The 13,585-nt window shown below is 34.2% G+C and carries 7 protein-coding genes; 6 read left to right on the top strand and 1 reads right to left on the bottom strand.

Annotated elements, in window-relative coordinates:
* The first annotated feature begins 3 nt into the window (after positions 1-3).
* The 6 genes from RRB46_RS05165 (at position 4) to RRB46_RS05140 (ending at position 12,779) form a co-directional block, all read left to right on the top strand.
* Complete coding sequence (locus RRB46_RS05165) at positions 4-861, top strand: CPBP family intramembrane glutamic endopeptidase (protein ID WP_297689114.1); 858 nt, start codon at positions 4-6, stop codon at positions 859-861.
* A 353-nt stretch (positions 862-1,214) separates the two neighbouring features.
* Positions 1,215-1,937 (top strand): peroxide stress protein YaaA, encoded by a 723-nt coding sequence (gene yaaA / locus RRB46_RS05160; protein WP_311537747.1) that lies wholly within the window; start codon positions 1,215-1,217, stop codon positions 1,935-1,937.
* Complete coding sequence (locus RRB46_RS05155; protein WP_311537746.1) at positions 1,934-3,055, top strand: exonuclease SbcCD subunit D; 1,122 nt, start codon at positions 1,934-1,936, stop codon at positions 3,053-3,055. Before yaaA ends, RRB46_RS05155 begins: the two co-directional genes overlap by 4 nt.
* The gene (locus RRB46_RS05150; protein WP_311537745.1) at positions 3,045-6,080 is read left to right on the top strand and encodes an AAA family ATPase; all 3,036 of its coding nucleotides are present in this window, start codon (positions 3,045-3,047) and stop codon (positions 6,078-6,080) included. The genes RRB46_RS05155 and RRB46_RS05150 overlap by 11 nt, the downstream gene beginning before the upstream one ends.
* Positions 6,077-9,433, top strand: a complete 3,357-nt coding sequence (locus tag RRB46_RS05145) for a PD-(D/E)XK nuclease family protein (RefSeq protein ID WP_311537744.1) — start codon at positions 6,077-6,079, stop codon at positions 9,431-9,433. Before RRB46_RS05150 ends, RRB46_RS05145 begins: the two co-directional genes overlap by 4 nt.
* Entirely contained in the window at positions 9,420-12,779 is a 3,360-nt protein-coding gene (locus RRB46_RS05140; protein WP_311537743.1) for a UvrD-helicase domain-containing protein, read from the top strand. Before RRB46_RS05145 ends, RRB46_RS05140 begins: the two co-directional genes overlap by 14 nt.
* A 620-nt stretch (positions 12,780-13,399) precedes the next feature.
* Here the strand turns inward: RRB46_RS05140 and RRB46_RS05135 are convergent.
* Positions 13,400-13,585: hypothetical protein (locus RRB46_RS05135; RefSeq protein ID WP_311537742.1), on the bottom strand; the 186-nt coding region annotated here is incomplete at its 5' end.

Here is a 13,585-nt window from a genome sequence, read left to right as displayed (position 1 = left end):
ATTATGGAAAATAAATATAAAATAAAGATTTTTTTTAAAATCATCTTAAGGATTTTTGTATTGTTGTTGGCAATCACAATTTTGACTGGCGGAATTATGCTTGCCATATCACTAATTTTTTATGGAAAGACCTACTTTAATAGTGACTATAAAAATGCGAACTTAGTGATGTTAATGGGAACCACGGGTCAATTATTGGCAGCTATATTTTTTGTGAAATTTATTTTGAAAAAGAAAATTGATTATATCTTTTTTAAGACAGAAGGTCTTGCCAAGAACATTTGCATCGGACTCTTTCTTGGCTTACTGCAAATTTCAATTTATGTCTTATTAGATATGGTAAGAGGGGCTATTGGATATAGAGGAATTAATTATGGTAATTTCAATTTAATTTTTCTTGCCTATTTTATAGGATTTTTTATCCAATCAACATCAGAAGAAGTCTTGGTAAGAGGAATCTTAACCAGAGTTTTATCTGATAAATTTGGAAGAACCGTTGCTATCATGCTACCTTCGATTGTTTTTGGACTTTTGCACCTGGGTAATGAGGGGGTTACAATTTTATCAACACTTAACACAATTCTAGTAGGCATATTTTTTGCAAAATTATTATTTTATAAAGAAAATATCATGTTAACTTCTGGCGTTCATGCGGGTTGGAACTTTTCCATGGCAATGATTTATGGCTTAAACGTAAGTGGCTTTAGTGGATTTGATAGCTTAATTAATTTTAGAATTTTAAATTATAACTTGTACGATAAAATTTATGGGCCAGAGGGCAGTATAGTGGTAACATTTATTGAAATTATAAGTATTTTTATTATATTTTATTTAGAAAGAAGAAAGGACGTAAATAAATAGACTATAAAAATTTTATTTAGGAATTAAACATTGAGACTCTATAAATAAGGGAGTTAGACAAAGGTGGAGGGATTATTTTTCAAGCAAAGATTGTGGTAACAAAAAGTTAATTGAACGTAAGAATAAAGAGGGTGAGGAATACTTTGAAAAATATCTCACCTTTACCCTAATAGAATTCTTTAATAGATCTTATGATCCAGAAAAAATAATTGAAAGAGAGCAATATTGGAAAAAGTGCTTTGATACAATTAATAATGGTTATAATGGTAATTAGATATAATTTCCCAGCTATTAAGTTGGGAAATTTTTTATCTTAGTATGTTATAATATTACTATATAAAGAAAGGATTTTTATGAAGATTATTATTTCACCAGCCAAAAGTTTTAAACATTTTGATAATATAGATACAGAGGGACTGCTTTTTCCTGAAAAGACTAGGGTTTTAGTTGATAAAATTAAGAAGCTTTCTATGAATGAGATGGGTAACCTCAATAAGACCAATGACAAATTGACTGAGAAGGCTTATTACGATTTCCAGGATTTTGACTTTGGAGAACTCCCAAATCCAGCGCTTTTTTCCTATGATGGCCTTGTTTTTAAGCAATTTAGTATGGAGGATTTTGATGATTTATCTTATCTTAATAGGCATGTTTATATTATTTCTGCTCTGTACGGCCTTCTTAAGCCAATGACTGGGATTCGTGATTATAGGCTTTATTTTGACAATACTATGTATGACCTTTATGAATTTTGGGGCAAGGACATTTATAATAAGCTCTTTGAAGATGATGACCTAGTTTTAAATTTGGCATCTAAGGAATATACCAAGACAATCAGTCCATTTCTTAAAGATGAGGATAAGTTTATCACTGTTGATTTTAAGGAAAATCGTGATGGCAAGCTTAAATCAATTGTCTCCTACATGAAGCAGGCTAGGGGAGCCATGCTTAGGGAGATTATTAAAAATAAAATTGAGGATATTGACCAGGTTAAAGAGCTTGTTATCAATGATTATAAGTATGACCCTTATAATTCTACGCCTGATACCCTTACCTTTGTGAGGGATAAGAGATGAAACTCCTACACCTATCTGACCTTCATATCGGCAAAAGCCTGGGTAATTTCTCACTCTTAGAAGATCAGAAATATGTCCTTGACCAAATATTAGAAATTATTGAAGAAAAAAATGTCGAGGCTGTTATGATTGCAGGAGATATTTTTGATACAGCCCTTGCAAGTGCAGAGGCCCTTGACCTTTATAATTATTTTATAGAAAAAATTGTCTTTGACCTTGATATTCCGGTCCTTGCCATAGCTGGTAACCATGATTCAGCCAAAAGGCTTGATGTTAATAAGAGATTTTATAAGACCAATAAATATTACCTGGCAGGGGAATTTAATAGGGATAAGGTAACACTTTTTGATGATGAGGGCCCTCTTAATTTTTACCTCTTGCCTTTCATGTCCCTTGCCAAGGGAGAGGTTCTTTTTGGGGAAAAGCTCGATGATTTCACTAGGCTTTATGAGCTTGCTCTTGAGGGGATAGATTATAATGATAGGAATGTCTTAATCACCCACTGCTATGCTTCCTATAGCGAAAGTACTCTAGAGACAGCCTACAATGAAGGACAAAAGCCCCTTGTTATTGGCGGGTCTGACATGATGGATGCTAGTCTTTTTGATAAATTTGACTATGTGGCCCTAGGTCACCTTCATTCTGCCCATTTTGTTAAGGAAGAAAAGATAAGATATGCCGGAACCTTTATGCCTTATTCCTTTGATAAGAAGGATATTAATAAGTCTGTGACCCTAGTTGACCTTAAAAAAGATAGGCTTGACATAGAAAAAATTCCTATTAAGCTTTTAAGAGAATTTGAAATAAGACAGGGGCTTTTTGATGATCTGATTAGAGAAAATCCGTCTGATTCTTATATCAAATTTATCCTAGATGATGAGGCGACAGTTGAAAATGCTATGGCCAAGTTTAAGGCCAAGTTTCCAAACGCAGTCCTTATAAATTATGCAAATAAGTCTGTCTTTGACATGGATGGTGAAAGCTTTGATATAGACCTAGACAATAAAAATCCCCTAGAGCTTTTTGCTGACTTTGTCGATTTTAAGGACAGCAGAAAGCTTACAGGGGCAGAAGTTGAAATATTAAAAGAAGTGATTGGAGAAGATTTTGAAGGCTAAGAGACTAAAAATGCGAGGCTTTCTGACCTACAAAAATGAAATAGAAATAGACTTTACCAAGTTTTTTGATAAGAAAATCTTTCTCATATCAGGCCCTACAGGATCAGGCAAGACCACAATTTTTGATGCCATGTCCTTTGCCCTTTACGGGTCTATTCCTAGAGAAATTAGCCAGGAAAATATGAGGAGTGATTATCTTAAGGAAGATGACCCTGATACCTTTGTAGAATTTGAATTTGAAATTGGGACAAAGACTTATCTTATAGAAAGATACCCAAATCAAAGGTCCATGGGAGCTAGAGGACCAAGGAATCTGGGCCATAAGGCAAGTCTTTTTGATATAAGCGATGAGAAGAAGCTCTTGGCAGATAAGCCAAGAGATGTAGAGCCCATGGTTAAGGAGATAGTGGGTCTTGATGTAGACCAATTCTCAAAGGTAATGCTCCTAGCCCAAGGCAAATTCCAAGAGTTTTTATCGGCAAAATCAGATGTAAAGGCAGCCCTACTTTCTGATATTTTTAAGACTAAAAAATACAGGGATATAAGTGATAGGCTCAAGGAAAAGGCCAAGGTCAGCAAGAATAAAATCAAGGAAATAGATGACAAAGTCTCAAATATTATCTCCTATGATGAAATATTAAAAGAAGCGATCAATGAGGATTATATCCTAGCACTTGACTTTAAAAATATCCTAAAAATTATAGGGGACAATGAAAATTACCTTGGACTTAAGCTAGATGAGTTAAAGAAGGAAGAAGAAAGACTAGATAAAAATATAAAAGAATCTTATAGGAACTTAGAAAAGTCTAAAAATACCAATGAAAATATAAGCTCTTACCAAAAATCACAAGCGGCTTATAATCTTTTGTATAAAGATTTTGAAGAAAAATCCAATGAAAAATCCGACCTAGACCTAGCAAGCTTTGCCAAATCAATCAAAATTTACGAAGAAAGAATAGAAAAGACTCAGGGAGCAATAGAAAATTTGACTAAAAGCCTAGAGGCAGATAAAAAACTTTTAGAAGAGAAAAATGCTGAAGAAAAAAATCTAGAAAAAGACCTTGCGAAACTTGATGACCTTGTCAAGGATTTAGATAAAAATAAACTTTTCCTAGCAGAAAAGGAAAAGACCTACCAAGCTCTTGGTGAATTTTTATCAAATAAAAAAGCCTATGAATCTATAAAAACAATTGAAAAAGAAAAGCAAGACTTAGAGGAAAAGATAAAAAATATAGATGAGAATCTAGAAAACTTAAGAAAAACCTATGGACAAGCCCGTGAAGATAAGGCGAAACTTAAGGAAGTAGGCCTAGAACTTAGGGAAAAATTAAGGGCCAGAGAAGATAAGCTTCTTAGCCTTAAGAAAGATCGTGCAAAGCTTGAAGAAAACAAGGCCTATGAGAAAGATATTGAAAGCTTAGGCAAGGAAAGAGAAAATTATCTTAACTTAAAAGATAAAGCGAGCCTAGATAGGGAAATTGACCAGCTGAATTATTTTATAGAAAGGCTAAATAAAGATGGAATCTGTCCTGTTTGTGGGACTAAGCATGAAGAAAAATTCCCCCTTCACAAGTCAGAGGGCTTAGATTTTGATAAGATAGTTGAAAAGCTAAACGACCTTAACCTATCCTTTGAAAAGATTAGGCTACTTATTGATAAAAACATCAAAGATTTGGAAATGGATGATAGCCTTGAAAATATAAAAAGTCTAATAAAGGAAAATGAAGACCTTATCAAATCCTATGATGACCTCTTAGGAAAAAATCAAAAGGAGATTGACCTTAAAAATAAACTATTACAAAAGACAGAGGAAGAGGGGAAGACCTTAAGTCTTGAAAAAACCAAGCTTGACCAGACCTTAAAAGGAATAAAGGAAAAGATAGAAAAACTTGAAGAGATAAAAATATCCTACCTTGCCCAAAAGGAAAAAATGGAGAACCTCAATGAAGGAGACCTCTTAGGAGAAATAAAGGACCTTAAGGAAGATATAAAAGAAGCAAGTGATTTTATAGACAAGACTAAGGCCCATGACCAAGAAATAAAACTTGCTCTTTCAAGCCTTAAGGCAGAAATTGGATCTTTTGAAAAAACGCTTTTAGAAAATAAAGAAAATCTCACAGCCTACAAAAAAGAATTTAAGGACAAAGTAGCCGAGAAATTTGAAAATCAAGAGGCCTACAGCTCCTACCTAGATAAATTTGATGACCTTGATCTTTTAAAAATAGAAAACCAAGAATATTTCAAAAATCTTGACAGGCTAAAGGCTAATCTTGATAATCTAAAGGATTTTAAAGACCTTGAAATCATAGATTTAGAAATCTTTAAGGAAAAAATTATAGACCTTGAAGAAAAGGCAAAGCTTCTTGCTGATAAAAAGCTTGCCCTAAGCCAAAACTTATCCTCCTTTAAGAGGGCGGGTCTTGAGATAAGGGCAATAAGCCAAGAATTTGAAAAGGAAAAAAATAAGTCTCTTAGCCTAACAAGGTTAGCTGACCTTGCAAGCGGGACAAGTGGAGCCAATAAGGGGAGGGAGAAGATTGACTTTGAAACCTACATCCTAAGTGTCTACTTTGATAGGGTTCTTAACTTTGCCAACAAGAGATTTAACAAGATGACAGAAGGCCAATTTACCATGCTTAGAAAGAAGGAAGCGACCGATAATAGGTCTAAGGCAGGTCTTGATATAGAAATCCTAGATGCAAATACAGGTAAGCGCCGCCCAGCCACAAGTCTTTCAGGTGGGGAATCCTTCCTTGCAAGCCTATCCCTTGCCCTTGGTCTTTCTGATGAAATTGGAGCAGAAAATGGGGGAATCAGGATAGATACCCTCTTTATAGACGAGGGCTTTGGGACCCTTTCTAAGGAATTTTTGGACAATGCCATCAGGGCTATTGAAGAAATTTCTAAGGATGACAGGTTTGTTGGACTCATTTCCCACGTGGATGAATTAAAAGATGCCATCGATGCCAAGATTTTAATAAGTTATGAACCAAGCGATGGCTCAAAGATAGAGGTGAAAGCATGATTTCATTAATACTAGCAAAAAAAGACCAAGATAAGGGTTTATATATTTACAAAGAAATAGAAAAAAGACTTGAGGCTGGCCAAAAATCTATCCTTATAGTCCCTGAGCAATACACCCTAGAAACTGATATAGACTTCATAAATAATATCAGCTTTTCTTCGGTAATGGATGCTAAGGTCCTTTCTTTTTCATCTTTTGCAGCCTTTTTCTTAGATAGGATTGGCAAGTCTAAGCTTAAATTCCTAAATAAGGAAGGCAAGCTCATGGTTCTTACAAATATAATGCACGATTTAAACGATAAGCTCACTCTTTTCAAAAATTCCTATGGTAATATTGACTTCATTAATTCGATTACAGATATAATTGCAAGTTTTAAGGACAATAATTTTGACCAAGAATTTTTTGAGTCTATAAAGGATGCTGAAATAGATGAGGCCAGCAGGATAAAATTCGAGGAAATTAGGCTAATCTTTGATGCCTACCAAGAAGCTCTCTCAGGCAAATTTATTGATAGTGAGGATATGACCTCTCTTTTAGCAGAATCCATAAAGGATGCAGACTTTCTAAAGGATTATCACTTTTATTTTGATAAGTTTGAATATATGGAAGAAAGGAAACTTGAGCTTATATCTGCCCTAACAAGCGAGGATATTGATATTACTATCGGCCTTAACCTAGATCCTAAAAATCTAAATGAAGCCCTTCCAAGGGCTGAAATATTTGACCCAGCCTTTGGCTTTTATAAAAAACTTAGATCTAATTTTAAGTGTGAAATATTAGAGATAGAAGAGGCTGAAAATAAGGCAGACCTTGACCACTTGCTAGATAATTTTGATATTTTTAATCCAAGGCCATATCTAGATAAGCCTAATAATATTAGGGTTTTAGAGTCTATATCGACAAGAACTGAGGTAGAAAACATTGCCCTTCTTATCAATAAATTAATCAAGACTAAGGACTTAAGATACAATGATTTTGCCATCTACATGACAGAAAATAGCGAATATGAAAATATCCTAGCTAAGACCTTTGATAGGTATGACATCCCTATATTTTTGGATAAGCGTAGGAAGATGAGTGATAATCACATTATAAAGACCTTTCTTGCCCTACTTAGGCTCAGGGTCAATAAATACAGAAAAGAAGACCTCTATTATATCCTAAATTCAAAGTTAATTGATTTTGGGAAAAACGGAGAGGAAGATTGCCACACCTTCGTCAAATTTATTGGCAAGAGAAATATAGCGGGTGCCATGTTTGAAGATGAGAAGTATTTTATTCTAGATTATGATTTTTATGAAAAGTTTTTGGCAAATGACCCAAAAAAAGAAGAAAAGCTTAAGAAAAAGGAAGAAGAATACAAGGCCATAAATAGAGTAAGGGATAAGATTTTAGAACTTTTAGAAAATTTAGATAATGAAGGTAAGATGCGAGATCTTCTCGAAGGTATCTATAAAATGATTTCAGATTCATCCATAAGAGCCGCCATTACAAGTTTTCAGGAAGAGTTAAAGGACCTTGCAGCCCTTGATGATTACAGGGAAAATGAGCAAATTTGGGATAAATTTATAGAGATTTTAGACCAATTAGTTTTAATTATGGGAGATAGACAGACTTCTCTTGCCAGGATTTATAGCCTAATAGAAGCCGTGACTAAGGATATAAAAATTGGCCTAATTCCACCATCTAAGGACCACTTGATTGTAAGTGATTTTAAGAGGGAGAGGGTTTCAAATAAGAAGATAAATATAATTTTGGGCCTTAATGACGCCTATTTTCCATCAGGAGAGTCGAAAGATTTTATTATAAATGATGATGAGAAGGAAGACTTGAAAAAGCGCGGGATTGACCTTAAATTATACGATAGGGATAAGGAGAGTCTTGAAAAACTAAGTCTTTATAAGATAATTGTAGGATCTGATAAGCTAATATTTTCCTATGCGCTGGCAGATAAGTCGAGCAAAGAACTTAAGAAAAGCTTGGTTTTAAATGATATTTTAAATATTTTCCCTCAGATGCAAGTAAAATCTATTACAAAACTTGAACCTAGCCTTGCTGCATATTCTATGGAAGGTCTTAAGAAATTTGCCCTAGAAAATTTAGAAAAAATCAAAAAGAATGAAAAAATAAGCAAGGAAGACTTAGATCTAAGCCTAGATTTCATCAAGTATTTGAAAGATAATTTAGAAAAAACCGACAATAAAAAAATCTACGATTCAATCTTTAAGGGACTCTTTTTTACCAATGACAAGGATCCGCTTAATTTAGACCTTGCTGGCAAGCTTTATGGGAAAAGGGCATATTCTGTTTCAGAAATTGAAACTTATTCACGTTGTCCTTACAAATATTTTATCTCCTACGGCCTAAGACCTGACGTGGAAAATGATTTTGACATTGACCAGATGGAAATAGGAAATATCGTCCACAAGTCACTTGAAGAGCTTTCAAGATTATTAAAAGAAGAAAATATCGACGATATCACAGATGAAAAACTCGATAAGCTTTTAGAAGAAAATTTCAGAGAAGGTATTGATTTAAATTTAGAAGCCTTGAGAAAAGATTCGCCTAAAAATGCCTATATCCTTGAAAATATGCTAAATTCTGCTAAGAGAAATGCAAGGGAAATTAAAAGGGGTCTTAAAAGGTCAGACTTTAAACTCTTTGCCTTTGAGGAAAGCTTCGATAAGGGAGGATTTTTTGACCAGGTCGATATAGATGGGGAAAACTACCTAAGGGGTAGGATTGACAGGATCGATAAGGCAGGAGATTTAATTAGGATCATAGATTATAAGACCGGGGCTAAGAGTTTTAAACTTGTAAATGTCCTAAATGGCCTAGACCTTCAGCTAATTGTCTACATGATGGCAGCAAGTGATAAAGATTTTAAACCTGTAGCCTCTTTCTACTTGCCACTTAGGGATGAGATAGAAAAGATGGATAAGGTTTCACTTACGGACCAGGAAAATCTCAAGGAAATCCTAGCAGATAAGTTTCAGATGACAGGTCTTTTGCTTAAGGTAAATGAAGAAGTAATTAGGCTTATGGATAGGGACTATGACAAGGATAAGCTTGCAGTCTTTGACCCAAAGAAAAATGAAATTGTAAGCCCAGAAGATTTTGAAATTTTGACAGACTTTGCCAAAGATTTGATAAAACAAATCATTGAAAATATCAAAAAAGGCCTAATCGACCTAAGGCCTGTCAGGGAAAACAAGCAGATAAAAGAATGCACTTATTGCGATTATAGGGGCATATGCAAGTTTGATGAGATAATTGATTCAGATAGGTTTAGGGATATAGACAAGTCCCTAAAAATAGAAGATATAAAGAGGGATGCTTATGACAGAGATTAAAAAAACCAAGGCCCAAGAAGCTGCCATAGACACAGAAGATAAAAATATAATAGTATCAGCTGCAGCAGGATCTGGCAAGACCTTTGTCCTAGTTGAAAGAATCATCAGTCTAATGAAGAAATATGGCATAGACATTGACCAGATGATAATTGTAACCTTCACCAATAAGTCTGCAATCGATATGAAAAATAAGATAAGGACCAGGCTAGAAGAAGCGGCAGATGACTTTGACCCAGCCTTTCTTAAAAGACAGATAAGGCTCTTAAAGACTGCTCAAATCAAGACTCTTCACGCTTTTTGCTCTGACATGATTAGGGAAAATTTCTATTATTTTGATAAGTTAAGTCCTAATTTTAAGGTCCTAACAGAAAATACCTCTATAATAATGAGGGCAAATGCTATAGATGAAATTTTTGACGAAGAATATGAGAAGATGACAGATGGCTTTAGGATTTTTTTAGAAAATTTCGCCCAAAATAGAAATGATGGGCCAGCCAAAGGTCTTATTCAAGATACTTACAACATGATAATCGGCCAGATTGACCCACTTGCTTGGCTTGATAAAAACACAAGGTCAGCAAATATCGGTGATAAGCTTAAGGAGATTTCAAAAAAAGCTCTAAGGGACATGAAGGATAAAGCCTTTAAGCTAACAATCATGGCCAATGAAAATGACATGAGGGAAAAACTCCAAGAGCTTGTAACAGATGATTATTCAATATTTTTAGACCTTGAAAATAATCTTGAATCCTGGGATGAATTTTTAGAGAAAATTGAAAAGGTAAAGTTTGGTAGACTTTCTTCATCTAAAAATGATGACAAATTTCTCTATAATATCCTAAGAACTGACAGAAATTCCTATAAAAATTCTCTAGATAAGCTTAAAAACCTGGTAAGAAATACATCTTCTGACCTCATAAGCCTTACAAGCCATAAGGAAGAAATCCTCTTAGGAGAGATTAATAGGCTTACAAGACGTTTTATGGAAGTTTTTGATCAGAAGAAAAAGGCCAAATCTTATCTAGATTTCAACGACCTCGAGCAATATTTTATAAGGCTTTTAGATAATGAAACTGCAAGAAATAAGCTAGTTGATAAGTTTGAATATATCTTTTTCGATGAATACCAAGATTCAAATGAAATTCAAAACTATATAATAGAAAAGCTTAAGAGGGAAAGAAGGCTATTTTTCGTAGGAGATGTCAAGCAATCAATTTATGGTTTTAGGAGGGCAAGGCCTGACTTATTCCTAGAAAAGCTTGATATTTACGAAAGGGAAGAAGATTCTGTTAGGATAAATCTAAATGAGAACTTCAGAACTGATAAGCTTCTCTTAGATTTTAACAACTATATCTTTGATAGGATAATGACCAAAGAGACAAGTGACATTGACTATAAAAACGGCGGCCACAGGCTAAATTTCGGAAGGGATAAGGAAAATCCAAATTCCAAAGTAGGCCTTACAGTTCTTGATAAGGCGGTAAATGAGGAAGATTATCTGGTTAAACTCATAAGAGATTTAGTAGGGGAAGGCTATGCCTATAAGGATATAGCGATTCTTTTAAGAAGCGGGAATAAGTCATATGTATATGAAGAAGCCTTCAAAAGGGCAGATATTCCTTATTTCAACGACATATCCAAGGTATCATTTTTGGCAGCAGAGGTTAATTTTTTCATAAATCTTTTAAAATATCTGGCCAATCCTAACGATGATATTGTCCTTCTTTCTGTCCTAAGAAGTGAAATTTTTAACTTCAGCGAAGATGACCTGGTAGAAATAAAGCTTAAGACCCAGTCATATAGGTTTTATGATTGCTTTGATAATTATGATGGGAATGAGCAAATAAAAGCAAAAATTGATAATTTTAAGCTGGTTATAAAGGATTTAAAAAATAAACTTGCCATTTATTCTCTTTTTGATTTCGCCAACTACCTTTTTGAAAAAACTGGCCTTTATGACTTTCTTTTGGCAAGGGATTTGGGAGCTGATAGGATAAATAATATAGAATCCCTAATCGACCTTATGGCAGAATACGACTCGGCCAATGATAATGGTCTTTATGGATTTTTAACCTATTATGAAAATATTTCAAAGACCCAAAAAGATAGCATAGACCAGTCAAGGGACCTATCTGAAGAAGAAGACCTAGTAAGGATAATGACTATCCATAAGTCAAAGGGGCTTGAATTTAAGGTAGTAATCCTTGCAGATTCATCGAGGACAATAAGAAATATGCACTCATCAAGACTTGCGATTTTTGATGATAAGCTAGGCATTGGAATCGATGTAGCTGATTATGATAGCAAGGTAAAGGTCTCATCTATAAATAAAAAGCTGATTGAAAATAAGCTTGTAGAAGAGGATAAGAAAGAAGAGATGAGAATCCTCTATGTAGGCCTAACAAGAGCTGAAGAAAGACTTTATATAACAGGAACAAAGTCGCAAAGCTCTCTAGCAAAGCTTTACCAAAATGTAGATTATCTTGAAATGTCAAGCCATCTAGACTGGATTCTCTCAAGCCTATCCTTTGATAAGATAGGTGAGAAAATTTTTGATAAAGACTACTTTACAAATGATTTTGAAGAAAGAGTGGAAATATCATACCTTGATAGCTTAGAAGAAGAAAAAGCCAAGGAAAATAAAGATATAAGTAAAATATTTGAAGAAATAAAACCTAGCAAAAACTATAAAAAAATAGAAGACCTAATGGATTTTACCTACAAGGGAGCAGATGATATAGGTGAGAGCCTTAAAAAATCAGTAACAGAGATAGCTAAAGACTTCAACAAAGAAGAAGAAGGCTACGAAAGATCATCCTTTGGAGAAAATTATTCAAACATAGACTTCAAAAAACCGGCCTTCCTAGAAGAAGAAAAAACCTATTCAGCTACAGACAAGGGAAGCCTAATCCACAAAGTCTTTCAGAAACTCCCAATGAAGGAATATGATAGAGAGAGTCTTAAAGCAGAAATAGAAATCTTAATAGAAAACCAAATAATAGAAAAAGAAGGGGCAAAACTTTTAGAAGTGGATAAATTTTTGGGATTTTTCCAAAATGATCTGATAAAAGAATTAATCAAGGAAGAAACACCTTACAGAAAAGAAGAATCCTTCCTAATGCAGTATGAGGATTATTACGTAAATGGTCAGATAGACCTAATCTTTGAAAAAGAAAACGAAATAATCCTAATAGACTTCAAAACAGATAAGATAAAAAGAGAAGAAGCATACAAAAAACAGCTAGAAATCTACAAAAAAGCCTTGGAAGAGGCACTTGGCAAAAAGGTAAGTATGGGGCTTATATATTGGTATAATAGTAAGGATGTTAGTGTTTACAATAAATAATGGGTATTTTAGGGGGCTTCCCCCTAAAAATTCCTTTTTTTATTTTTTAATAAATGGTTATTATTTACTTTAATTTTTCGTAATCTTATCTTATAACGAATTATTGTCATCAAGCTGATGACTTCGCCAAAGGGGGAGGGCCAAGGACCCTTTCGCATGGGTCCTCATCGCCCTCCCCCTTACACCCCCTCTTCGTTACACCCCGCAAGCGACTCCTTAGCGGAGGGCAAAATATGTAGATTTTTTTCAAAAATCTTCTTTAATGTGACGGATTACTTCGTATTTATCTAGCCTTGTTCTTACTGATTTAAAATCAAAAGTCCCCTAAAAATCACAATCTAGTCCATATTGCATTTTTGTAGTTACTTGTCGTCTTAGTATTAACAATATTTTTATTAAGTATGGTTGTCAGTGTGATTTTCCTTACGGTGACTTTTGCTTTTAAATCTCCCAATAGATGAGGTTATTAGATTATCTAGTCGCAATGTTTGCGAAGCAAACGAGCTTTAAAACTAATTAGACGTTAATATTCTCTCAGAATAAAGAATAACATCCCCAAGGTCGGAAGATTTTGTAAATGGAGATGCCGTTAAGAAAATCTCCTGACGCACGAGTGAATATTAAATTTCTGTAACTACTGAGATGTAGAGTGAATAAAAAAGAAATATTTGGACTAGATTGAGATTTTTAGGCATCGGAATGTCAAAATCAGTTTGAATTGGTCTAGCCTTTACGAAGAGATCTGTCTGCAAAGAGTGGCTTGCCGAAGGCAAGCTTCTGTTTATGCTCCCCGCTTTAGGGGCCGC

The sequence above is a fragment of the uncultured Anaerococcus sp. genome (assembly GCF_963512375.1).
In the GTDB taxonomy this organism is placed as follows: domain Bacteria; phylum Bacillota; class Clostridia; order Tissierellales; family Peptoniphilaceae; genus Anaerococcus.
This window is presented reverse-complemented; position numbering and strand designations above follow the sequence as displayed.